This window comes from Cellulomonas sp. (genome assembly GCF_015234515.1).
GTDB lineage: Bacteria > Actinomycetota > Actinomycetes > Actinomycetales > Cellulomonadaceae > Cellulomonas.
On the sequence record NZ_JADGMY010000023.1, the window covers coordinates 412,572 to 437,589 of the forward strand.

Genomic DNA, 25,018 nt, shown 5'->3' on the forward strand with positions numbered 1-25,018 from the left:
GTGCCCGGGCGGCACCCCCACCCGGTCATTCCGGCGCCCGCACTCCGCGTGATCCGCTGTGCCCCGTTGCACAGGGCACGTCACGCGGAGGTCGACCGATGTCAGTCGCCAGCACGGAACGCACGCTGCAGGACGCGGGTGGCCCCCCGGTGGGCCGAGGGTTCGCGACGGTCGTCGACGAGGTGCTCCGCAGGGCGTCGGAGCAGCCCGCGGCGCGCGCGCTCACCTTCCTGGCGAGCGACGGCGGCGTGCGCGAGGCGCTGACGCGAGCCGAGCTGGCGCAGCGGGTGCAGTCGGCGGCCGCGCACCTCCAGCAGCAGACGGCCGCGGGTGACCGGGTGCTGCTCGTGCAGCCCCCCGGCGTCGACTACGTGGTCTCGTTCCTCGCCTGCGTGGCGGCCGGCACGGTCGCCGTGACCAGCCACCCCCGTGTGCTCGCGCACGGCGGCCGCGCGCTGGACGCGCTCCTCGAGGACTCCGCGGCACGCGTCGTGCTCACCGGAGGAGAGGCGACCACCGCCGTCGAGAGAGGAGGAGCGCGCCGCACCGTCGCACCGGTCACCTGGCTCGACGTGCGGGGGTGCACCGCCGACCCCGACGCGTGGCGCCCCGCACCCACGACCGCCGACGACCTCGCGCTGCTGCAGTACACGTCCGGGACCACCCGCAGCCCGCGCGGCGTCATGGTCCGGCACGGCGGGCTCGTGCACAACACCCGGGTGCTCCGCCGACGGCTCGGCACCGACGCGACGGACGTCGCCGTGGGCTGGTTGCCCCCGTTCCACGACATGGGTCTCGTCGCGGGGATCGTCGAGCCGCTGGTGTCGGGGTGCCACACCGTGCTCATGGCCCCCGCGACGTTCGCGGCGCGTCCGCTGCGCTGGCTCGAGGCGGTCACGCGGTACCGCGGCACCTACGCGTACGCCCCGACGTTCGCGCTCGACCTGTGCGTCGAGCAGGTCCGCGAGGAGGACCGCGCTGCCCTGGACCTGTCCAGCTGGCGGAGCCTGACGGTCGGCGCGGAGCCGCTGCGTGCGCGGTCGCTGGCGCGGTTCCGACAGGCGTTCGCGGCGCACGGCCTGGCCGCCGGGGCCGTCGGCGGGGGTTACGGCCTGGCGGAGTCGACGCTCGCGGTCGTCGCCGACCCCGTCGGTGCGCCTGTCGGGCAGGTCCGTGTCGACGGCGCCGCGCTCGACGACGGGCGTGTGGTCCCGGCCGGTGACGAGGGGGTGGCGCGGACGCTCGTCGTCTCCGGCCGGTCGCTCGACCCGGCGCAGCAGGTGCTGGTCGTGGACCCGCAGACGCACAGCGTGCTGCCGTCGGACCGCGTCGGCGAGATCTGGCTCGCCGGGCCGAGCGTGGCGGCGGGCTACTGGGGGCACCCCGAGCTCACCGAGGCGACGTTCGGTGCGCGGACGTCCGACGGGGCCGGGCCCTACCTGCGGACCGGGGACCTGGGGTTCCTGGTCGAGGGTGGACCGGGAGGCGAACCGGGCGTCGTGGTGTGCGGGCGTCGCAAGGACCTCGTGATCGTGCGGGGCCGGAACCTCTACCCGCAGGACGTCGAGCTCGCCGCCGCGCAGTCGCACGCGGCCGTGCGCGCCCACCTGTGCGCGGCGTCGTCGCTGACGACCGACGACGAGGAGGGGCTGCTCGTCGTCGCCGAGGTTCCGAGGACCGACGACCGTGACGAGCTCGACGCCATCAGCGACGCGGTCCGCGCAGGCGTGCTGGCCGACACGGAGGTCGAGCCGGCGGCCGTCGTCCTGGTCCGGCCGGCCGGGCTGCCGCGGACCACGAGCGGCAAGGTGCAGCGCGGCGCGTGCGCACAGCGCTTCCGTGACGGCACGCTTCCCGAGCAGCGCCGCTGGGTCGCCCCGCGTCCGGCGCCGGGACCGGCCGTCGGACCGGCCGTCGGACCGACCCGGCCCATGGCTGCGCTGCTGGCGGGCCTGCCCGTGACCCTGCGCGTCGACGTCGTCGTGGCCGACCTGCTGCGCCACGTCGCGGGTGTCACCGGACGCCCGGTCGGCACCGACGCCCGGCACCGGACGCTGCCGGCGCTCGGCGTGGACTCCTTGCGGAGCCTGGCCGTGCAGCGCGAGGTGGCGCAGGGGTACGGCGCCCCGCTCGGGGGCACGGACATGCTCGACCTGACCGTTGAGCTCCTCGCGCAGCGCGTCGTCGCGGCGTGCGGCGAACCCGTGGTGTCCGCGGCGCCGACGCCGGTGCCCGTCCCCGCGCGGGACGCGCCGGAGTTCGTCCTCACGGACGTCCAGGAGGCCTACGTCGTGGGCAGGGGCGCCGGCCTGCAGCTCGGTGGTGTGGGCGCGCACTGGTACGCCGAGGTCGACACGCAGGACCTGGACCCGGTCCGGCTCGTGCGCGCCTTCGACGAGGTCGTGGCACGCCACCCCATGCTCCGCGCGGTCGTCACGCCGGACTCGCGGCAGCGGGTCCTGGACCACGTCCCCGCGTTCCCCGTGCGCCACCACGACGTCAGCGGCGCCGACGCCGCCACCCGCGACGCGCACCTGGCCGACGTGCGCGAGCGGCTCGCGCACGTCGTCCACGACCCGACGGCATGGCCCCTGCTCGACCTCGAGATCACCGACCTCGGGGCAGGTCGGCGGCGGGTGCACCTGGGCGTCGACCTCGTCGTCGCCGACGCCCGCAGCATCGGTGTGCTCCTGCGTGACTGGCGGGCGTGCTACGAGGGGCGCGGTGCGGAGCTGCCGACGCCGCGCACCACGTTCCGGGACGCGGTGCAGGCGCTCGTCGACCGCGCGGCGGGCCCCGAGGGCGCGGCCGCCGAGCGCTACTGGCAGGACCGTCTCCCCACGCTGCCCTTGGGCCCGGACCTGCCCTGGGTCCCGCTGCCCGCGGGCCAGCCGCCGCGGTTCACGCGCGTCGAGCACAGGCTCGCCCCCGAGGCGTGGGACCGGCTGCGGGCGCGCGCTGCGGAGCGCGGGCTCACCCCCGCCTCGGTGCTGCTCACGTCGTGGGCGGCGGCCGTCGGCACGTGGAGCAGGACGCCACGGTTCCACCTGACCGTGACGGTGGCGGACCTGCCGGACGTGCCCGGCGTGCGGGACGTCGTCGGGGACCTCACCGGCGTCGACCTGCTCGACGTGGACCTGACGGACGCGCCCGCGTTCGGCGACCTCGGCGCCGCGCTGCAGCGGCGCCTGCGGCAGGACCTGGAGCACGGGGCGCTGTCCGGGGTCGAGGTCCTGCGGCGGCTGCGCCGCCGTGACGGGACGCGCGCCGCCGCGCCGGGCGTGGTCTTCACGTGCGCGCTCGGGCGGGGCGACGGGGACGACCTGCCGACGGCCTGGCTCGGTGACGAGGTGCAGGCGGTGTCCCAGACGCCCCAGGTAGCGCTCGACCACCAGGTCTTCGAGCGCGACGGCGCCCTGCACCTGACGTGGGACGTCGTCGAGGACGCGCTGCCGCCGGGCGTCGCACGGGCCGTCGCGGCCGCCTGCGCGGCGCTCGTCGACCGTCTCGCCGGGGTCGACGGGGCCGCCTGGCTCGCGCCCGCGCGCTCGACCGACGGCGAGCACCTCGCACGGGTCGGCGCCGCGAACGCGACGGTCGCGCCGCTGCGCGTCGACGTCCTGCACGCCGCCCTCGTCGAGCGGGCCCGGGAGGACGCCGCCGCGCCCGCGGTGCTGACGGCAACCCGGTCGCTGACCCGCGGAGCGCTGGTCGTCGGTGCCGGCGGCGTCGCGGCACGGCTGGCGGACCTGGGGGCCGGACCCGGGACCCGGGTCGCGGTGCTCGCGTCGAAGTCGCCGGAGCAGGTGGTCGCCGTCGTCGCCGTGCTGCTGGCCGGTGCCGCCTACGTTCCCGTCGACCCGGCGCTGCCCGTCGCACGCCAGGAGCACCTGCTGCGCCACGCGGACGTGGCGGCCGTGCTCGTAGGGCCCGGCGGGGACCCGGCACTCGCCCACCGCTGCGGGGTGCCCGCGGTCGTCGTCGACGTCGACGGCGCGGCCACGGACGCCGCTGCCGTGGACGCTGCTCTGGCCGCCGCTCCGGGCCCGGCACGGCCCGACGACCTGGCGTACATCGTCTACACCTCGGGGTCGACGGGGGAGCCGAAGGGCGTGGCCGTGCGCCACGGTGCCGCTCACAACACGTGCCTCGACGTGGCCGACCGCTACCAGGTCGGCCGGACCGACCGCGTGCTGGGGCTGTCGTCGATGAGCTTCGACCTGTCGGTGTGGGACGTCTTCGGCGTCCTGGGCGCCGGCGGCGCGCTCGTGCTCCCCGCGCCGCAGGACCGTCGCGACCCCGCGCAGTGGGAGCGGCTGATGGTCGCGCACGGGGTGACGCTGTGGAACTCGGTCCCCGCGCTCATGCAGATGCTGCTCGAGCACCGCGCGGGCCGTGACGACGCGGTCCCGCTGCCGCTGCGGGTGGTCCTGCTGAGCGGCGACTGGATCCCCGTCGACCTCCCCGACCGGCTCCGGGACCAGGTGCCGTCCGCCCGTCTCGTCAGCCTGGGTGGCGCCACCGAGGGGGCCGTGTGGTCGGTCGCGCACGACGTGGACGAGCCGGCCCCGGGATGGGACTCGGTCCCGTACGGCCGCGCGCTGCGCAACCAGCGGATCCACGTCCTGGACCACCGCCTGCGGGAGTGCCCGGAGTGGGTGACGGGCGAGATCCACCTGGCCGGGGCGGGGCTGGCCGACGGGTACTGGCGCGACCCCGAGCGGACCGCCGCGTCCTTCGTGACGCACCCGACGACGGGCGAGCGCCTCTACCGCACCGGTGACCTGGGGCGGTGGCGTCCCGGTGCGGTCGTCGAGTTCCTGGGTCGCGAGGACGGGCAGGTCAAGGTCGGCGGGCACCGTGTCGAGCTCGGGGAGGTCGAGGCGGCGCTCGTCCGGCACCCCGAGGTCGGGTCCGCGGCGGTCGTCGCGGTCGGACCGCGTGAGCAGCGGCGCCTCGTCGCTCACGTCGTCCCCCTCGCCGCGGACGCCCTGCCCGACGGGGGCCGGGCCCTGGCCGCAGCCGTGCGGGCGTACGCGTCGCAGGTGCTGGCCGCCGCGCTCGTGCCGTCGGCTGTCGTCGTGCGACCGACCCTCCCGCTCACCGCGAACGGCAAGGTCGACCGCACCGCACTGGCGCAGGCCGTGGCGGAGCCGGCACCACCGGACCGCCGATCGGGGAGCCCCGACGGCACCGACCGGGCCGACCCCGGCTCGACGGTCGCGATGCTGCGCGACCTCGTGGGCCGCGAGCTGCCCGGCGTGCACGTCGACCCGGACGCCCAGCTGTTCGAGCTCGGCGTCGACAGCGTGGGACTGGTCCGCCTGCACCGTCGGCTGCGGAACGCCACGGGCCGGGAGGTGCCGCTGACGGCGTTCTTCGAGCACCCCACGATCCGCACGCTCGCGGCGCACCTCGACGCCGCCGTTGACCCCGCGTCGGACCGCGCGCCGGACCCGGCGGCGGACACCGCCGCCGACCGCGCGCCACGTCGCGCGCGCCGCCGCACCACCGCCGCGACGCGACCGGACGCGCCCGCACCCCTTCCCACCCCCGTCCCCTCCCCGCACCACGACGACCTGGAGCAGCAGCCGTGAACGATCCCCAGCCCGACATCGCGGTCGTCGGCCTCGCCGGCCGGTTCCCCGGCGCCCCCGACGTCGGCACCTTCTGGCAGAACCTGCGCGACGGCGTCGACGGCATCAGCCGGTTGCAGGAGGACGAGCTGGTGCGTGCGGGTGTCTCGCGCACGACGCTCGACGACCCCAGGTTCGTGCCCGCGTGGGGGCGGCTCGACGACGCCGACCTGTTCGACGCCCAGCACTTCGGGTACAGCCGCCGCGAAGCCAGCCTCATGGACCCGCAGCAGCGGGTGATGCTCGAGGTCGCGTGGCACGCGCTCGAGGACGCCGGGCACGTCCCCGACCGCTTCGACGGGCGCATCGGCGTCTACGCCGGTACCTCCATGTCGACGTACCTGCTGGAGGTGCTCCTGCGCGGGCGCGGTCTGCCGCCCGGTCCGGAGGGCCTCGAGCTGCTGGTCGCGAACGACAAGGACTACCTCGCGAGCCGCGTCAGCTACAAGCTCGGCCTGACCGGGCCCGCCGTGTGCGTGCAGAGCGCGTGCTCGACGTCGCTGCTGGCCGTGCACCTGGCCTGCCAGGCGCTGCTCGACGACGAGTGCGACATGGCGCTGGCGGGCGGCGTGACCGTGCGCTTCCCGCAGGACACCGGGTACCTCCACACCGAGGGCATGATCCTGTCCCCGGACGGCCGGTGCCGGCCGTTCGACGCGCAGGCCGCGGGCACGGTGGCCGGCAGCGGGGCCGGCCTGGTCGTCCTTCGTCGGCTCGCCGACGCGCTCGCCGACGGCGACCGGATCGACGCCGTCATCCGGGGGAGCGCGGCCAACAACGACGGCGCCGCGAAGGTCGGGTACACCGCCCCGAGCGTCACGGGCCAGGCGGCCGTCGTGCGGGCAGCGCTCGACGCCGCGGGCCTGCGTGCGGGCGACCTCGGGGCGATCGAGGCGCACGGCACCGGCACGCAGCTGGGCGACCCGGTCGAGGTCGCCGCGCTCGCGAAGGTGTGGTCGCAGGACGCGCCGGTCGCGCCGGGGTCCGTGGTGATCGGCTCGGTGAAGTCCAACATCGGTCACCTGGACTGCGCCGCGGGAGTCGCGTCGCTCATCAAGGCGGTCCTGCAGGTGCGGCACGGGGAGCTCGTGCCGACGCTCCACTACGCGGACCCGAACCCGCAGATCGACTTGACGGGCTCGCCGTTCCGCGTCGCGGGTGCGACGGCGCCCTGGCAGCCCGAGGGGCCGCGCCGGATCGGTGTCAGCGCCTTCGGGTTCGGCGGGACGAACGTGCACGTGGTGCTCGAGCAGGCGCCGGACCGCCCGACGGGTGCCCAGGCGCCGCGCCCGCTGCTCGTGCCGGTGTCGGCCCGTACGGAGGAGGCCCTGACGGCGCAGCGCGCGGCCGTCGCGCGGGCCGTCGCCGCGGAGCCCGCGCTGGCGGCCGCGGCGCTCACCCTGCAGCAGGGGCGCACCCACGGGCGGTGGCGCGACGCGGTCGTCGCCGCCACCCCGACGGAGGCCGCCGCCGCGCTCGCCGCGCCCCCGCGGCGCGCGGCACGTGCGGTGCCGTCCGGCCGGGGCGCGACGGTGTGGCTGCTGCCCGGTCAGGGCGCGCAGCGCCCGGGGATGGCCGGGGGCCTGTTCGCCGCGGACGCCGGGTTCGCCGCCGACGTCGAGAGGTGCCTCGAGCTGTTCGGGCCGCGCGTCGAGGGTGACCTGCGCGGCCTGCTGCTGGACCCCCCGGACGCCGACGGGCGGGCGAGCGCCGCCCTGGCCAGGACGGCCCTGGCGCAGCCCGCCCTGTTCACGGTCGAGTGGGCGCTCGCGCGGCTCCTCGAACGGTGGGGCGTGCGACGCGCCGCCATGGTCGGGCACAGCGTCGGCGAGCTGACCGCAGCCTGCCTCGCCGGGGTCATGGACCTCCCCGACGCCGTCCGCGTCGTCGCGGCCCGGGGCCGGCTGCTCGAGGCGCTGCCCGGCGGGACCATGCTGTCGGTGGCCGCGGACGCCGCGCGGGTGTCGGCGCTGCTGCCGGACGGGGTCGAGGTGGCGGCCGACAACGGTCCGCGGCTCTGCGTCGTGGCGGGCCCTTCCGAGGCGGTCGCGCGGTTCGCCGCGACCCTCGACGTCCAGGACGTCGCCCATCGTCCGCTCGTCACCTCCCACGCGTTCCACTCGGCGGCGGTCGAGCCGGCCATGGGCGAGTTCCGCGAGGTCGTCGCGTCGGTCCGGCTCAGCCCGCCGCGCCGGCCGTACGTCACGGCGGTGACGGGGGAGACCATCACGGCGTCGCAGGCGACCGACCCCGAGCACTACGTGCGCCACCTGCGCCGGCCCGTCCTGTTCGGCCCCGCGCTGCGACGGGCCCTGGCCCTCCCGGAGGTCGGCGCGCTCGTCGAGGTGGGGCCCGGGACGGCGCTCGCGAGCATCGCCCGCTCCGAGCCGGCCGCGGCCGGGCTTGCCGTGGTCGCGACGATGCCGGCGGGTGCCCCCGCGGGCGGTGCCGGCGCCGACGACGACCTGCGCACGCTCCTCGCTGCCGTGGGCGAGCTGTGGTCCGCGGGCACCGACGTGGCGTGGGAGGCGTTCGCCCCGGCGACCACGCCGGGCGCACCGCGTCGCACGGCACTGCCGGGCACGTCGTTCGGGCGCCGCCGGTACTGGCTCGACGACGCAGCCGGGGAGGCGGGCGACCCGACGGACGACGCCCGGACCGCTGACGTCGCCCCGCCCGCGGGTGACCCGGCGGCCGAGTCCGTGGCGGCGACCCCGGACGCTCCGCGCCCCGCCCCCGCGCGGCCCGACGACCGGCCCGACCTCGGCACGGCGTACGAGGCGCCGCGCACCGCGATGGAGCGCTGCGTCGCGGGCGTGTGGGAGGACCTGCTGGAGGTCGCGCCCATCGGCCGGGACGACGCGTTCGTCGAGATGGGTGGCAACTCGCTCGTCGCGACCAAGGTCGTCGCGTCGCTCGCGCGGCTGACCGGCGTCGAGGTGCCGCTGCGCAGGCTCGTCGGCGCCGCGACCGTCGAGGCGCTCGCGGCCGTCGTGACCGAGCTCGGAGGACGTGCCCCCGGGGCGGACGCCGACGCCCGCGTCACGGCCGGCACCGACGACGACGCCCTGCCGCGCGCCGTGCCGGACCCCGACGCCCTGCACGAGCCGTTCCCGCTGAGCGAGATCCAGCAGGTGCAGTGGCTCGGACGGCTGAGCAGCTTCGCGCTCGGCAACGTCGGCGCGCACATGTACTGGGAGGTCGACGCGACGGACCTCGACCTGGCGGCGCTCGGTGCGGCCCTGCAGCGGCTGGTCGAGCGCCACGCGATGCTGCGTGCGGTGATCCGCGAGGACGGCATGCAGCAGGTGCTGCCGGACGTCGGACCGTACGTGATCGACGTGACGGACCTGCGGGACGCCGAGCCCACGCGCCGCGACGACCACCTCGCGCGGCTGCGGGACGGGATCTCCCACGAGATGCGGCCCCTGGACCGCTGGCCGCTGTTCGACGTGCGCGCGGTGCTCCTGCCGGGGGGCGTCACCCGGCTCTTCCTCAGCTTCGAGCTCGTCATGGCGGACATGGGCAGCGTCCGGATCCTGCTGCGCGACTGGCGCGCGCTCTACGAGCACCCGGAGCGCGAGCTGCCGCCGCTGGCCCTGTCGTTCCGCGACTACCAGCTCGCGGCCGCGCGCGCGAAGGAGACCCCGCGGTACCGGCGCAGCCTGCAGTACTGGAAGGAGCGCGTCGCGCAGCTGCCACCTGCGCCCGACCTGCCGCTGGCGGTGGCGCCCGAGGACATCGACGCCCCGCGGTTCACCCCGCGCACGGCGCGGGTCGAGCGCGAGGTGTGGAACCGCGTGACCGCACGGGCGGCGGGGCACGGGCTGACCGCGTCGACCGTCCTGCTGGCGGTCTACGCGATGGTGCTGGGCCGGTGGAGCCGCGGCGCGGCGTTCACGCTCAACGTCACGAGCAACGTCCGCCTCCCGCTGCACGAGGAGGTCGACGACATCGCCGGGGGCTTCGCGTCCTTCGGGCTGCTGCCGGTGGACCTGACGGGCGGACCCAGCGTCCTGGACGTGGCGCGCGCGCTGCAGGAGCGCAGCTGGGAGGACCTGGAGCACCGCTGGGTGAACGGCGTCGACGTGCTCCGTGAGCTCGCCCGCGTGCGGGGCGACGCGTCCGGCGCGCTCATGCCGGTCGTGTTCACCAGCACCCTGGTCAACACCGTGGGCGAGGACCGCACGTCGATGGTCGACTGGCTCGGGGAGCTCGAGCACGAGATCATCCAGACCCCCCAGGTGTGGCTCGACGCCGCGGCGCTGCAGGTCGAGGCCGGTCTCGTCCTGGGCTTCCCCGCGGTCGACGGGCTGTTCCGCGAGGGCGTCGTCGACGCGATGTTCGCGGCCTACCTCGACCTCGTCACGCGCCTCGGTGCACCCGACGACACGAGCGCGTGGTCGGACCACCCCGACCTGCTGCCCCCCGCGGACCGCGAGCTCGCGGCCCGCTGCAACGCGACGGCCGGTCCGGTGCCCGAGGGCCTGCTCCACTCCGCCGTCGTCGCGCAGGCGCTCGCCCGGCCCGACGACGTCGCGGTCGTCGACGCGCACGGGCAGACGACGTTCGGCGAGCTCTACTCCCGCGCGTGCGGTCTCGCGTGGCAGCTGCGCGAGCTGGGGGTCGGTCCCGGGCAGCGCGTGGGCATCGTGCTCGACAAGTCGACCGAGCAGGTTGTGGCGGCCCTGGGGGTGCTGCTCGCCGGCGCCGCCTACCTGCCCGTCGACGCGTCCGCCCCGCCGGCCCGCCAGAACCAGGTCCTCGAGCTCGGGCGGTGTCGGGTCGCCCTCGCGTCGACCGGCGACGACCGCGTGCGTCCGGCGGGCGTCGAGGTCCTCCGGGTGCCGCAGGGCGCGGGAGGGCCGCGCCGCGACGACGCCCCGCGGTGGGTGGGCGACGCGGGGGACACGGCGTACGTCATCTTCACGTCCGGGTCGACGGGGACGCCCAAGGGTGTCGTGATGTCCCACCGTGCTGCCCTCAACACGTGCGTCGACGTCGACGAGCGGTTCGGTGTCGGCCCGCAGGACGCGGTCCTGGGGCTGTCGTCGCTCGGCTTCGACCTGTCGGTCTGGGACGTGTTCGGAGTGCTCGGCGCCGGTGGTCGGCTCGTGCTGCCCGCACCCGCGGAGCGGCGCGACCCCGGCCGGTGGCTGGAGCTGGTCCGCACGCACGGCGTGACGGTCTGGAACTCCGTGCCGGCGCTCATGCAGATGCTGGTCGAGCACGCCGAGGGCGCGGCGCCGGGCGGCGAGCCGACAGGTCTGCGGCTCGCGCTGCTGAGCGGGGACTGGGTCCCCGTGGACCTCGCGGACCGGGTGCGCGCCGTCGCACCCGGCTGCCGGGTGGTGAGTCTGGGTGGCGCGACGGAGGCCGGCATCTGGTCCGTGGCGTTCGAGATCGGGACCACCGACCCGGCCTGGGACTCCGTCCCGTACGGGACGCCGCTGCGCAACCAGACGCTGCACGTCCTGGACCACGACCTGGCCGAGTGCCCGGTGCAGGTGACGGGCGAGCTGTACATCGGCGGTGCCGGGCTCGCCGACGGCTACTGGGACGACCCGGAGCGGACCGCTGCGGCGTTCGTCGTGCACCCGGCGACGGGTGAGCGGCTGTACCGGACCGGGGACCTCGTGCGTCGCCGCCCCGACGGTGTGCTCGAGTTCCTCGGCCGGGTCGACACCCAGGTGAAGGTCGGTGGGTACCGCATCGAGCTGGGCGAGATCGAGGCGGCGGCGGTGCGGCACCCGGCCGTGCTCGCGGCCGTGGCCGCCGCCACCGGCGGACGCCACCACCGTCGGCTCGTGGCGGGCGTCGTGCTCGCACCCGACGCGACGGCCGACGCGCCCGCGGACGAGGTCCTGGCGGACGTGGTCGCGTACCTGGGGCGCGTGCTGCCGCCGTACATGGTGCCCACGACGACCGCCCTGCTGCCGGCCGTGCCGTTGTCCGCCAACGGCAAGGTCGACCGGGACCGTGCGGTCGACCTGCTGGGTGGGGCCGGGCAGACCGCCCCCACCGCACCCCGGCCTGCGCTGACGGCGGCTGCCCAGCGGCTCGCAGCGATCGCGTGCGAGGTCCTGGGGGTGACGGAGGTCGACCCGTGGGCCAGCTTCTTCGAGCTCGGCGGCGACTCGATCGCCGGCGTCCGGGTCGTCAACCGCGCCGTGCGCGACGGCATGCCGGTGGTGCTCCAGGACCTGTTCGAGGCGACGTCCGTCGCGGGGCTCGGTGCGCTCGTCGAGGAGCGCGACGCGCAGCGGGACGTGGTCCTGGCGCAGGAGGACGCGCCCCTCACGCCCTGGCAGGTCCGCCTCGCGTCCGCCGGGCACGGGGGCGCGGGCGTGTTCCGTGTCGAGATCCCGGTGCCGGCCGACGCGTGCGCCGAGGTCGTCCGCTCCGCGCTGCAGCACGTGACCCAGGCGCACGACGCGCTGCGCACGCGCGTGGTGGACGACGGTGACGGCACGCCGCGTCAGGTCGTCGTCCCGGTGGGCGAGGAGGCTGACGTCCCGGTCGTGGACCTGGGCGTGCTCGACGCCGGGCGTCGGGACGCGGCCGTCGACGAGGTCGTCGCGCAGCTGTGCGACGAGCTCGCCCTGGCGACCGGACCGGTGGCCCGCGTGGTGCTCCTCGACCTCGGCCCCGACGGGCGACGACTGCTGTGGGTGCTGCACGAGGTCGTCGTGGACGGCCCCTCGTGCCGTGTGCTCGCCGACGACCTGCTGCGCGCGACCCTGGCGGTCGCTGCCGGCGAGGCACCCCCGGCCCACCTCGGGGAGGACTCCTTCGCGGCGTGGGCGTCGGAGCAGCGGGCGGCGTGCGACGCCGGCGCGCCGCCACCGGCGCTGCCGCCGGGCGCCGTCGCGGCCGTGACGTGGGACCGGATCGCCACGTCGGCGATGGTCGAGGCGGCGTGGCGCTCGGACCGCGCCGAGCCGACCGACCTGCTCCTCGCGGCCCTGGCGCACGCCGAGCCCACGGCACCGGTCGTGCTCGTCGCCGACGGCCGCGAGGCCGTGACGGGCCGCGCGCTGCGGCGCACCGCGGGGGCGTTCGGGCAGCCGGTGCGCGTCCCGGAGCCCGCCGGTACGTCGACGGACCTCCTCGACGTGCTCCGCGACGCTAAACGGCGCCGACGCGACGCGCTGCACCGACGCGACGCGGCGGACGGGTCCGAGGAGGGTGTCGTGCTGCACCTGGTCGACGGCCGTCGGCTCGACGCACCGGACGGGCCGGTCGTGCTGGAGCACGTCCCCGGGGCGGCGCGCACGCACCGGCGCGCGGTGACCGCCGGGCTCTCCGCAGGGCGGTTGCGCCTCGTGGTGACGGCGGACGGCCAGGACGAGGCGCACGACCTCGCCACGCGCCTGGTGACGGCGCTGGGCGAGATCGCGCACCGCTGCGACGAGGCCGAGGCGGGGGCCGGCGCCCGCGCCGCGGACTTCCCGGTGTCCGGGCTCGACGACGACGAGCTGGCGGGTCTGCTCGCCGCGCTCGGTGAGGGGAGCACCCGGTGACCGCGCCGGTCGTGGCAGCGCCCGTCGTCCGGTCCCTGTCGTCCACGCGCGGCACGGGCGCCCCGACCCTGGTGTCCGCGGCGGTCCTGACGCCCGAGCGCGAGCAGTGGCGGTCCCTGGTCCGCGACCTGGCCAGCTCCCACGTCGCACCGCGGTCGGCGGGGATGGACGCCGCCGCCCGGTTCGACCCGGAGCTGCTGGCCCTGCTCGGTGACACGGGCCTGCTCGGCATCCAGGTGCCCCGCGCGTACGGCGGGCGCGGTGGGGACCTGCTCGACGTGATGATCGCGATCGAGGAGCTCAGCCGCGTCGACCCCGCGGTCGGCGTGCTCGTCGACGTGCAGAACGCCCTGGTGGCCGCCACGCTGCTGCGACGCGGGACCGGTGACCAGCAGCGGCTGCACCTGCCCCGCCTGGCCACGGGGACGGTCGGTGCCTTCGCACTCTCGGAGCAGGACGCGGGCAGCGACGCGTTCGCGATGTCGACGACCGCGCTGCCCGACGGCGACGGCTACCGGCTGCGGGGTCGCAAAGCGTGGACGTCGAGCGCCCGGGAGGCCGGGCTGTTCATCGTGTTCGCCCAGGTGCGGCAGGAGGAGGGCGGCACCGCTCCGGGTCGGGTCACCGCGTTCCTCGTCGAGCGGGACCGGCCCGGTCTGACGGTCGGCGAGCCCGCCCGCACGCTCGGCCTGCGCGCCAGCTCGACGTGCGACGTCGTCCTCGACGACGTGCGCGTCCGTCAGCAGGACGTGCTCGGCGAAGTGGGGGGTGGTGACCTGCTGGCGGTCGAGGCGCTCGACGTCGGCAAGATCGGGATCGCCGCGCAGCTCCTGGGCCTCGCGCACGGTGCGCTCGACGCCGCGGTCGCGTACGCGCGCACCCGTCGGCAGTTCGGCGCCCCGATCGCGACGTACCAGGGCGTGCAGTTCCCCCTCGCGCAGCTCGCGGCCGAGCTGCGCGGCGTGCGTCTGCTGGTGCACGACGCGATCGCGCTCGTCGACCACCCGGACCCGGCGGAGCGGATGTGCGCGGCGGCGGCGGCGAAGCTCCTGGCGTCGCAGGTCGCCGAGCGCGCGGCGTCGCAGGCCGTCGAGACGCTCGGCGGCGCGGGGTTCACCGACGCGCACCCCGTCGAGCGTCTCTACCGCGACGCCAAGGTCGGCACGATCTACGAAGGGACGACGAACATGCAGCTGCGGACGATCGCCTCGGTCATCCTCGGAGGTGCCCGATGACGGCGTTGTTCTGCCTGCCGTACGCGGGAGGCTCGGCCCGGGTCTTCGAGGACTGGGCGCCCGTGCTGGCGCCCGGCGTCGAGGTCGTGCCGCTCGAGCTGCCGGGGCGTGGGACGCGGCTGCGGGAGGAGCCGGTGGACCGGCTGGAGCCGCTCGTGCGCGACGTCGTCGGTCAGGTGCTCGGTGCCGTCGGGCCGTTCGCCGCCGCGCCGGTCGCGCTGCTGGGCTACAGCTACGGCTCGGTCCTCGCGTTCGAGACCGCCCGGCGGCTCGAGCACGTCCACGGGCTGCGGGTCGACCACCTGGTGGTCGCGGCGATGCGCGGCCCACGCTGGCCCGGGCCCGTCGTCACGACCGCGAGCCTGACGTCGCGTGGCCTGCGTGAACGACTGGGGCGCCTCAACGGGACGGCGACCGAGCTGCTGACGGACGATGCGTTCATGGCGCTGCTGGAGCCGGTGCTGCGCGCCGACTTCGCCGTCGCCGACGCCTACCAGTGGCGGGACGGCCCGGGCATCTCGTGCCCCGTGACCGCGCTGGGTGGTGACGCGGACCGCTCCGTGAGCGTCGCCGCGCTCGACGCGTGGGCCGACGCGACGAGCGGCGCGTTCGCCCGGCACGTGCTTCCCGGTGACCACTTCTTCCTCCGCCCCGCGCGCGACGAGCTGCTCCGGCTGCTCGCCGCGGTCCTGCGGCCGGCGCCGATCGAGCAGGAGGTCGCGTGATGACCGACGTCGAGGACATCTACGAGCTGCCGGCCCTCGCGCGCGGCATGCTCGTGCACGGGCTGCGCGCGCCGCAGGACGGGGCGTACGTCGAGCAGACGGTGCTGCGCCTCGTCGGGCCGCTCGACACGGGGTCGTTCTGGCGTGCCTGGCAGCTCGTCGTCGACCGCCACCCGTCGCTACGCACGGGGGTCCACTGGCGCGGCGTGCGCGTCCCGGTGCAGGTCGTGGCCCGGACCGCGCGCCTGCCGCGCGAGGAGCACGACTGGCGGGCCGCGGGTGCCGCGACCGCCGAGGAGCGCCTACGTGCCCTCCTGGACGACGAGCGGCGGCGCGGGTTCGACCTCGAGCGCCCGCCGCTGGTGCGTGTCGCGCTGGTCCGTGTCGCGGCCGACGAGCACGTCGTCGCGCTGCGCATGTCGCACCTCGTGGTCGACGGCTGGTCCGTCGGTGTGCTGTGCGGCGAGTTCGCCGCCGCGTACCGCGCCCTCGCGGCGGGACGTGCGCCCGTCCTCGCCCCCGCGCCACCGGTGCGCCCGTGGGTGGAGCGCGCCGCGCGGGCCGCGACGGCCGAGGCGGTGGCAGCCTGGCGGCGGTCCCTCGCGCGGTTCGAGCCGGCGCCACCCGTGCAGGCGTCCGACGCGGGACCCGTCGACGGCCTGCCGCAGGGGTTCGTCGAGGACGCACCGGAGCCGTGGACCCGAGCCCTGGACGCGGCCTCGCGTCGTCACCGGGTGAGCCGCCACAGCGTCGTGCAGGCGGCGTGGTCGCTCGTCCTCGCGCGGGCGTGCGGCCGCGACGACGTCGTGGCCGGCACCACGTTCGCCCACCGGCCGGCCGACGTGTCGGGCGTCGAAGGAGTCGTCGGGTGCCTGCTCGCGACGGCACCCGTGCGCGTGCGGGTGCACGCGTCCGACGCGGTCGGCGACTGGCTGACGGCGGTGCAGGGCACGGTGCAGGAGGTACGAGGTCTCCTCGACGTCCCGCTCGACGTGGTCCAGGAGGCGGCCGGCACGCCGCCGGGGCGCGAGCTGGTCGAGACGCTGGTGGAGTACATGAACGTGCCGCTGCCTGCGGTCGACCTCGGCGACGGGGGCCCACGCGTCGTGGGGCTCGCGATGGACAGCCGGCCCCACGTGCCGCTGAGCCTGCTCGTCCCGCCGGTGGGCCTGCCCGTGCGCCTGGTGCACGACGTGCGCCGGGTCGGCCCGGCATCGGCACGCGCCCTGCTCGACGCGACGTCCCGCGTCGTGGCCGCGATCTCCGCCGGGGTGGCGTCGGTGGGTGAGCTGGTCGTCGCCGCGGGTGCAGTCCCGGACCTCACGACCCCCGTGCCGGCGCCGCGCGCCACGCCGGAGGACCCGGACGCGGCGCTGCCGCCGCGCGCCGGGACCGAGGAGCAGGTCGCCGCGGTGCTCGCTGCGCTGCTCGAGGTGGCCGGGCCGATCGGCCGGGGCGTGGACCTCGTGGACCTCGGCATGCACTCGCTGCTGGGCACGCGCGCGGTCAACGCCCTCGCGCGCGAGCTCGGCGCGGACGTCCCCCTGCGTGTCCTGTTCGAGCGCCCGACGGTCGCCGCGATCGCCGCCGAGGTGGACCGCGGACGTGCGGGCGCGCCGGCGGACGCGCGGCCGGCGGCGGCACCGACGGACCTGCGGGCGCACGTGCGGCTCGACGAGGCCGTCGTCCCCACCGGCGCGGTCCACCCCGACGCGGGACTGCGGGGCGAGGTGCTGCTCACGGGCGTGACCGGCACCGTCGGGTCCGCCCTCCTGGTCGAGCTGCTGCGCAGCACGCCGGCTCGCGTGCTCTGCCTCGTGCGGGACCCGCGGCGGGCGACCGAGCGGATCGAGGAGGTCCTGCGCGCGGCCGGGCTCGACGGCTCCGCGGAACGCGTCGAGCTCGTGGTCGGCAACCTCGCACGGCCCGGGCTCGGGCTGGCGCCGGACGACCTCGACCGGGTCGTCGCCCGCGTCGGCGACGTCGTGCACGCGGGCGCGTCGGTGAACTTCCTGCCGCCGTACCGGCGTCTGGCGCCCGTGAACGTCGACGCGGTCGTCGAGGTCCTGCGCATCGCGGCGCGCGGCGGTGCGCGCGTGCACCACGTGTCGTCGACGGCGGTGCACGGCCGGTGGCCGGTCGGTCCGGCGCACCGCGCCGAGGGGCGCCTGTCGCCCGACCCCACCGACCTCGAGAACGGCTACGAGCAGACGAAGTGGGTGGCGGAGCAGGTCGTCGGCCTCGCGCACGACCGCGGGATCCCCGTGACCGTCTACCGCCTGGGGCGCATGGCCGGCGACCGTCACACGGGTCGCTGGAAGCTCGGCGACGTGCTCAGCCAGACGCTGCGCGCCTGTGTGGCGGTGCGCGCCGTCCCCGACGCCGCCGGGGAGATCGACCTCGTGCCTGCGGACGTCGCGGCAGCGGCCGTGGTCCGCGCCGCGTCCGACCCCGGGTCCGTGGGCCGGTGGATCACAGTCGCGGCGCGCCGGCGCTTCTGCTTCCCGGTGTTCGTCGAGGCGCTCGCCGGGCTGGACGTCCCGGTCGAGACGCTGCCGCTCGACGTGTGGGCGAGCCGGCTGCGGGAGCTCGCGGCGCAGGAGGTCGGCTCGACGTGGCCCATGGTGCTGGCCGTCCTCGAGCCGTGGCTCCTGGATGTCGCGGCCGGTCGGCAGGAGCCGACCTACGCGACGGCCGAGTCCGCGCGGTGGGCCGGTCCCGACGCCGCGGGGGTGCCCGTGGACGCGGAGCTCGTCGCCCGCTACGTGCGGCACATGGCCGACGTGGGGTTCGTCGAGCGTGTCCCGGTGGTCGTCCCGTGACCGCCGTGACGCCCGGGGTCCCCTCGGGCGAGCGGATCGACGCGCGCGTCGCGGCGATCGCGGCGGCACGACCCGACGCCGTCGCGGTCGTCGACGGGGACGTGTGCACCACGTACGGCGAGCTGGTGCGCCGCGCGTCGGACGTGGCCGGGCTCCTCGACGCGGCGCAGGTGCCGTCCGGCACGCTCGTGGGGGTGCGACTGCCGCGCGGCACCGAGCTCGTCGTCGCCGTCCTCGGGGTCCTCCTGCACGGGTGCGGGTACGTGCCGCTCGACCCGACGTACCCCGCGGCGCGCGAGTCGCAGGTCGTCCGCGACGCGCGGCTCGCCGTCGTCCTGACGGGTGACGCCGACGGTCGGCCCGTCCCGGTCGGGGTGCCGCGCGCGGGGGAGTCGCACGTGCTGCCGCCGGACGTCTGCTACGTGATCCACACCTCCGGCTCCACCGGCGTCCCCAAGGGGGTCGTCGTCGGGCACGCGCACGTCACGGCGCTGCTCGACGCGTGCGCCCGCCGCATCGACACGGGGCCGGACGATGTGTGGTCGTCCTTCCACTCGACGAGCTTCGACTTCTCGGTGTGGGAGATGTTCGGCCCGCTGCTGTCCGGTGGTCAGCTCGTCGTCGTGCCACGGTCGGCGACGCGCGACATGGCGGAGCTGGCGATGCTCGTCGCGACCGAGCAGGTCACCGTGCTGAGCCTGGTGCCGACGGTCTTCGGCCACCTCGTCGGCGCCCTGGTCGACGCACCCGTGTCCCTGCCGGACCTGCGGCACGTGGTCCTCGGCGGTGAGGCCGTCGACCTGGAGACGGTCGCGCGCTGGCGCGCGACGGGCCTGGCGCCCGCGGCACGGCTCTCCAACATGTACGGCATCACCGAGACCACCGTGCACGTCACCCACCGCTACCTGACGGGGGACGAGGTGGCGGTGCTGCCGGGGGCGACGCCCGTGGGCAGGGAGCTCGACCACCTGCGCGTCACCGTGGTGGACGAGGAGCTGCAACCCGTCCCGGCCGGTGTCCCGGGCGAGCTCCTCGTCACGGGAGCGTCGGTCGCCCACGGGTACCTGGACCGTCCGGCCCTGGACCGGGAGCGCTTCGTCGATCACCCCCACGGCCGGGCGTACCGCAGCGGCGACCGCGGGCTGCGGGACGCCGACGGCGAGCTGCACGTGCTGGGGAGGCGGGACCGCCAGGTGCAGGTGCGCGGGTTCCGCGTCGAGCTCGGTGAGCCGGAGGCCGTGCTGCGCGCGCACCCGCAGGTCCTGCAGTGCGTCGTGCACGTGGTCACGGCGGCCGACGGCACCGCCGTCCTCGCCGCCGACTACGCACCGGTGCCGGGCGCCGACCTGCAGCCGGCCGACGTGGTGCGCCACCTCGCCGCGCAGCTGCCGCGGCACCTGGTGCCGGACCGTGTCACGCGGCACGACCTGCTGCCGGTCACCGCCAACGGAAAGGTCGCCGTCGGCTCGCCCGGGAATTGCGACGCATTTCCCAGCACATTGGTGGATGCCGCCCGGGGCGGCCGCTCATAAAGTCGTCGCGTCGAGGCAGGGGCCGCGACGACGACAAAATCCTGGAGGTCATGCGATGAATGCCATCGAGAACGCCGCGCAGCGACTCGTCCCGTCCGACGGCGCCGGTGTGATCGCGCCGCTCGAGCCCGTCGCCGTGGCGGCGCCCGTGCTCACCCCGGTCGCGCTCGCCTGGGCCGCGGGCATGGCGGCCGGTGCCGCCTACCACTGCTACAAGAACGGCTGCACCAGCGCCGAGGCCGCGTTCGTCGGCATGGTCGCCCAGGAGGGCGGCGAGCTCACCGCCGACGAGCTGATCCAGGGCCGCACGCAGATGCTGCGCGGCTGACCGGACGCACGACGGCCACGAGCCGCACGGGACTCGCCCCCCGTGCGGCTCGTGGCGTCCGCGCGCCCACCGCCGGCGCCACCCAGGGGGGCCGGCGGGCATGGCCAGAAGGCTAGGTTCCCCTAGCCGTCGATCCCTCCGAAGGGGCCGTGGCGGGTGGGTTGCCGTGGTCGCACGATGAACGGGCGGCTGCAGATCCTGCTATGGCCGGCACGAGGAGCGGAGCGACAATGGGTCAGAATTCCTCGGCGCCTTTCAGCCGAGCACTCACGAGCGTCGAGACGATCACGTCCGTGGGTATCGCGCTCACGGCGATGGAGTACCTCGCACGTCCGCAGCAGCTCGGTGACAAGGGCCTGCTGAGCTGGGACGTGGAGCGCACGCGCATGCGCGCCGCGTCCCGGCGCCGCGCGGACGTCCTGGACGTCCTGGCCAAGCCGCCGGGCATCTACGTCGTGTTCGCGCTGCGGCTGCTCGCGGCGCTCGTCCTTCTCAACCCGGCATCGCCCGCACGCGCACGCACCATCGCGGTCGGGTACATCTCGGCCACGACGTACGCGCTGCACTACCGGATCCGGTACGGCACCGACGGCACGGACCACATGACCCTGCTGACCTACGCCGCGCTGTTCGTCGCGCGCGTCATGCCGGGTGACGCGCGGGTCCAGCAGGCGTGCACCTGGTTCATCGCGGGGCAGACGAGCCTGTCGTACCTGGCGGCCGGGCTCGCCAAGGCCGCGGGGCCGTCCTGGCGGACGGGGCTCGCGATGCCCGGGATCTTCCGCACCAAGGTCTACGGCGACCGCCGCGTGCACGCCATGCTCAAGGACCGTCGCCTGCTGTCGACCGTCGCAGGGTGGGCGGTCGTCGTGGGGGAGGTCGTGCTGCCGCTGGTGCTCGTCGCTCCCCGGCGCTCAGGATGGGCGCTGCTCGGGATGGGGGCCTCCTTCCACGTCGGCAACGCGATGTTCATGGGGCTCAACCGCTTCGTGTGGGCGTTCGTGGGCACCTACCCCGCGGTCGTGGCGTGCGCCCGGTCGATGTCGCTCGACGACCCGCGTGACCTGGTCCGCGGCGTCACCGGGACGGTCCGACGCGCGAGAGGACGCTGACCGTGGTCACGCCTGCCGCGCCCGGTGCGGCCGTGCCCGGGCCCGTGCGCCTCGTCGCGCGGCTGCTGCGGCCGCGCGCGCTCGCGCTCGGCGTCGCGATCGGGCTCGGCATCCTGGCCGCCGGCGCGTCGCTGAGCCAGCCCGTGCTCGTCGGGGGACTCGTCTCCGAGCTGCAGGACGGCGGCATCGCCCCGGGATCGATCGCACGCTTCGTCGCGGTCTTCGTCGCGGAGGCCCTGCTGCTCGGACTGCAGGCGTACGTCCTCGGCGTGACGGGCAGCCGCGTGGTGCTCGACCTGCGGCGACGGCTGGCCCGTACGCTCCTGCGCGCCCCGATGTCCGTCCACGCGGACCTGCGCACCGGTGACACGCTCACCCGGCTCGTCACCGACACCTCGATGATGCGCACGACCCTGACGCAGGCGCTGGCCGTCGTCGTGCTCTCGCTCGTGACCGTCCTCGGCGCGATCGTCCTCATGCTCGTCATCGACGTCGTCCTGACGCTTGTCCTGGCGGCGTGCATCGCGCTCACGACCGTCGCGAGCCTGGTGGTGTCGTCTCGTGTCCGAGGTGCGACCCACGACATGCTGTCCCACGCCGGTGACCTCGGCGCGGCCCTCCAGCGCGCGCTCGGCGGCATCGTGACGGTCAAGCTGAGCCGTGCCGAGGACCGCGAGGCCGCGCGTCTGGCCCGGCACGCCGAGGCCGCGCACGACAGCGGCGTGCGCGCGGTGCGCCTCGCGGCGCTCATGACCCCGGTCGCAAACGGCGGCGTGCAGGCCACGTTCGCGCTGGTGTTCACGCTCGGAGCCTCGCGGGCCGCCGCCGGACACCTCGGTGTCGGCGAGCTGGCGTCGTTCCTGCTGCTGCTCTTCTACCTCGTCTCGCCCCTCGTGGCCCTGTTCTCCGCCATCGCGCAGCTGCAGCAGGGCCTGGCGGCGACGGCGCGCGTCGCGGTCGTGCTGGACCTGCCCGACGAGTCCCGCGAGGCGGCTGTGGCGGACCCGCCCGCGCTCCGCGAGCCCGCGCTCAGCGAGCCCGGGCTCCCCGAGCCCGCGCTGCGCGTGCGCGGGCTGACGTTCGGCTACGGCGACCGGCCGGTCCTGCGTGGCCTCGACCTGGACGTGCCGGCGCGGGGCGTCACGGCGATCGTCGGGGCGTCCGGCGCCGGCAAGTCGACGCTGCTCGTGCTGCTCGCGCGGCTGTGGGACCCGCCGCCCGGGAGCGTGACGCTGCAGGGGAGGGACGTCCGGGCCGTCCCGCTGCCCGAACTGCGGCGCCGCGTCGCGCTCGTCGAGCAGGAGGCGGGCCTGCTCGACGCCTCCATCCGGGAGAACGTCCTGCTCGCCGCACCCGACGCCGACGACCACGCGCTCGCCGTGGCGCTCGAGCGCGCCGACCTCACGCGCTGGGTCGAGTCCCTCCCGGACGGCCTGGACACGCAGGTCGGTGAGCGGGGCACGGCCGTCTCCGGCGGGCAGCGGCAGCGCATCGCGGTGGCGCGGATGCTGCTCCTGGACCCCGACGTGCTCGTCCTGGACGAGGCGACGGCCCACCTCGACAGCGACAGCGAGCACGCGCTGCGCCGGGCCGTGCAGGAGATCGCACGCGAGCGTGCCGTGCTGGTCGTCGCGCACCGGCTCTCGACGGTGACGCAGGCCGACGTCATCCACGTCGTCGAGGAGGGTCGCGTGGTCGCCTCGGGCCCGCACCGGGAGCTGCTCGCGCACGAGACGTACCGCCGCCTGGTGCGGCACCAGCTGCTCGACGCCGGCGACGACCCCGTGGCCGGCCGTGAGGTCGTGGAGGTGACCGGATGAGTGAGGCGCAGTTCTACAAGGGCATCGCGCTCGCGTCGTCGGTGGTGGCCGCACTGGTCGCGACGGGCGTCGCGGCCGAGGCGGTAGCGGCGCGTCGTGACCGCCGCGCGCACCCGCCGACGGGTGAGGTCGTCGACGCGGGCGGCGTGCGGCTGCACGTGGAGTCGCGGGGCCGCGGCCTGCCGGGCCCGACCGTCGTGCTCGAGAACGGCATGTCGTGCCCGTTGGAGATCTGGTCGTGGGTGCAGGAGCGTGTCGGCGCGCATGTCCCGACCGTCGCCTACGACCGGGCGGGCATCGGGCGCTCGGAGCCCGGACCGCGGCCCCGGACCGCGCAGCGCTCGGTCGACGAGCTCCGGGCGGCGCTGGCCGCGGCGGGTCACGCTCCGCCGTACGTCCTGGTGGCGCACTCGTACGGCGGCCTGCTGGTGCGGCACTTCGCGGCGACGCACCCGCAGGAGGTCGCGGGTCTGGTCCTCGTCGACGTGTCGCACCCCGACCAGCTCAGCCGCTCGCCACGCCAGCAGCTGGGACTGACCGCGGTGGAGCAGCACCTGCGTGACGCTGAGCTCAAGGCGAGCGTCGGCCTGCTGCGGCGGACCGCGACCGCCGAGCGGCTCAACCTCGTCGGCCTGCCACCGGACCGGGTCACCTCGGCGGTCGCCGCGTCCCGCGCGCGCGGCATGTGGACGGCGTCGATCGCCGAGTTCGAGGCGTGGACGCGATCGGTGAACGACGAGGTGCGCGCGGGCACGCTGCGGCGCGACCTGCCGCTGTGCGTGCTCGTCGCGGAACGCACGCACGAGGAGGACCCGGCCCACCTGCCGATGCAGCGCGAGCTCGCGGAGCTGTCCGACCACCCCGACCTGCGGCTCGTCGCGGGGGCCGACCACTTCACCGTCCTGACGGACCGCGAGCACGCGCAGCGCGTGGCGGACGCCGTGCTCGACGTCGTGGCGGCCGTCCGCGCGGGAGCGCCGCTCGAGGCCGGCAGCAGCGCGACCGCTGCCGCGGGTGCGGGGGCCGTGCGGTGAGCGTGTCGTGGCCGGGCGCCCGTGACCTGCGGTTCGGTGCGGTCGTCGCCGTGCTGTCCGCCTGGTTCATCGCGAGCGCGGTCAAGCAGGAGCCGACGCGACGCCTGACGGCGCTCGACAAGCTCGAGGGTGTGGGGATCGTGCTGCCCGAGTGGCGGTTCTTCGCCCCGAACCCGGGCGTCCACGACACCCACCTGCTGTACCGCGACCAGCTGGAGGACGGCACGCTCACGCCCTGGCGGGAGTGCTTCCCGGCCGAGCAGCGGCGTCTCGTCCAGATCTTCTGGCACCCGGACCGCCGGGCGGAGAAGGTCGTCATGGACGCGATCGGCGAGATCATCCGCACGCTCGACAGCGGGATCCTGGAGAAGAAGGAGGACCTCCAGGTCACCATCACCTACCTGGTGCTGCTCAACTACGCGACGCACGGCTGCGAGCACCCGCCGGGGGCGCGGCGCACGCAGTTCCTCATCGCACGGTCGACCGGTCACGAGGACGTGGGCGAGCCCCTGCTCCTGTTCCTCTCCAACCTGCACCGGCTGCCGTGAGCGCCGGGGAGCCGGCCGCGACGGCCGTGGTCCTGCGGCCTCGCGGCCCCGACGACCTGTGGGCGGCCCGGTTCGCGACCTTCCTGGCGCGCGCCGACGGCATCGGTCCGGTGCTGACGCGGCCGCTGGGCAGCGCGTGCGTCGTCGGGGGCCGGGGCGTCGTCGTCCACGTCGTGGGGCTCCCGGCGCGGCTCGAGCCGGGCTCGTGGCTGGCGCGGCACACGGCGTGCGACGGTGCCGCGGTCATGGCGACGGCCGACGCGGCGACCATCGCGGAGGTCATGGCGATGTTCCGCGTCGGGGTCCGGGGGTTCCTCCACACGTCGTCACCGCCCGAGGAGGTCGTGACCGCCGTCCGCGCGGTCGCGCAGGGGCACCCGTTCGTGCCGCCGATCCTGTTGCCGGAGGTCGTGCGCGTGACGGCACGGCGCCCCGCGCCGCCGCCCGTGGTGCCGCTCACGGAGCGGGAGCACGACGTGCTGCGGCACCTCGCGCTCGGCCGGTCCAACCCGCAGGTGGCGGACGCGCTGTTCATCGCGCCCGCGACCGTGCGCACCCACGTGCTGTCGATCCTCCGCAAGCTGGGCGCGCGCAACCGCACCGAGGCCGTCGTGCGCGCCTACCGGACGGGGCTGCTCGACGTGCAGCTCGACGACACGGACCTCGACGGCCAGGACGCCGTCAGCGGACGCTGAGGAGCCCT

At 76.1% G+C, this 25,018-nt stretch carries 12 protein-coding genes; all 12 read left to right on the forward strand.

Annotation, left to right across the window (positions count from 1 at the left end):
- The first annotated feature begins 98 nt into the window (after positions 1 to 98).
- The 12 genes from IR158_RS10870 to IR158_RS10925 all read left to right on the forward strand — a co-directional run bounded on the left by IR158_RS10870 (position 99) and on the right by IR158_RS10925 (position 25,010).
- On the forward strand, positions 99 to 5,597 hold the full coding sequence (locus IR158_RS10870) for a non-ribosomal peptide synthetase (protein WP_291812851.1): 5,499 nt from the start codon (positions 99 to 101) through the stop codon (positions 5,595 to 5,597).
- Entirely contained in the window at positions 5,594 to 13,159 is a 7,566-nt protein-coding gene (locus IR158_RS10875; RefSeq protein WP_291812853.1) for a non-ribosomal peptide synthetase/type I polyketide synthase, read from the forward strand. The genes IR158_RS10870 and IR158_RS10875 overlap by 4 nt, the downstream gene beginning before the upstream one ends.
- Positions 13,156 to 14,394 carry an acyl-CoA dehydrogenase family protein gene (locus IR158_RS10880; protein WP_291812855.1) on the forward strand — a complete coding sequence of 413 codons (1,239 nt, stop codon included), beginning with the start codon at positions 13,156 to 13,158 and terminating at the stop codon, positions 14,392 to 14,394. Before IR158_RS10875 ends, IR158_RS10880 begins: the two co-directional genes overlap by 4 nt.
- Positions 14,391 to 15,119 (forward strand): alpha/beta fold hydrolase, encoded by a 729-nt coding sequence (locus IR158_RS10885; RefSeq protein WP_291812857.1) that lies wholly within the window; start codon positions 14,391 to 14,393, stop codon positions 15,117 to 15,119. Before IR158_RS10880 ends, IR158_RS10885 begins: the two co-directional genes overlap by 4 nt.
- A complete protein-coding gene (locus IR158_RS10890) occupies positions 15,119 to 17,941 on the forward strand; it encodes a thioester reductase domain-containing protein (RefSeq protein WP_291812859.1) in 2,823 nt (940 codons plus the stop codon). Before IR158_RS10885 ends, IR158_RS10890 begins: the two co-directional genes overlap by 1 nt.
- Complete coding sequence (locus IR158_RS10895; RefSeq protein ID WP_291812861.1) at positions 17,938 to 19,473, forward strand: amino acid adenylation domain-containing protein; 1,536 nt, start codon at positions 17,938 to 17,940, stop codon at positions 19,471 to 19,473. The genes IR158_RS10890 and IR158_RS10895 overlap by 4 nt, the downstream gene beginning before the upstream one ends.
- Before the next feature lie 55 nt (positions 19,474 to 19,528).
- Entirely contained in the window at positions 19,529 to 19,801 is a 273-nt protein-coding gene (locus IR158_RS10900) for a hypothetical protein (protein ID WP_291812863.1), read from the forward strand.
- A gap of 293 nt (positions 19,802 to 20,094) precedes the next feature.
- Positions 20,095 to 20,913, forward strand: a complete 819-nt coding sequence (locus IR158_RS10905; protein WP_291812865.1) for a hypothetical protein — start codon at positions 20,095 to 20,097, stop codon at positions 20,911 to 20,913.
- A gap of 2 nt (positions 20,914 to 20,915) precedes the next feature.
- Positions 20,916 to 22,733 carry an ABC transporter ATP-binding protein gene (locus tag IR158_RS10910; RefSeq protein WP_291812867.1) on the forward strand — a complete coding sequence of 606 codons (1,818 nt, stop codon included), beginning with the start codon at positions 20,916 to 20,918 and terminating at the stop codon, positions 22,731 to 22,733.
- The gene (locus IR158_RS10915; RefSeq protein ID WP_291812869.1) at positions 22,730 to 23,767 is read left to right on the forward strand and encodes an alpha/beta hydrolase; all 1,038 of its coding nucleotides are present in this window, start codon (positions 22,730 to 22,732) and stop codon (positions 23,765 to 23,767) included. The genes IR158_RS10910 and IR158_RS10915 overlap by 4 nt, the downstream gene beginning before the upstream one ends.
- Entirely contained in the window at positions 23,764 to 24,315 is a 552-nt protein-coding gene (locus IR158_RS10920; protein ID WP_291812871.1) for a hypothetical protein, read from the forward strand. Before IR158_RS10915 ends, IR158_RS10920 begins: the two co-directional genes overlap by 4 nt.
- A complete protein-coding gene (locus IR158_RS10925) occupies positions 24,312 to 25,010 on the forward strand; it encodes a response regulator transcription factor (RefSeq protein WP_291812873.1) in 699 nt (232 codons plus the stop codon). Before IR158_RS10920 ends, IR158_RS10925 begins: the two co-directional genes overlap by 4 nt.
- Positions 25,011 to 25,018: the final 8 nt, after the last annotated feature.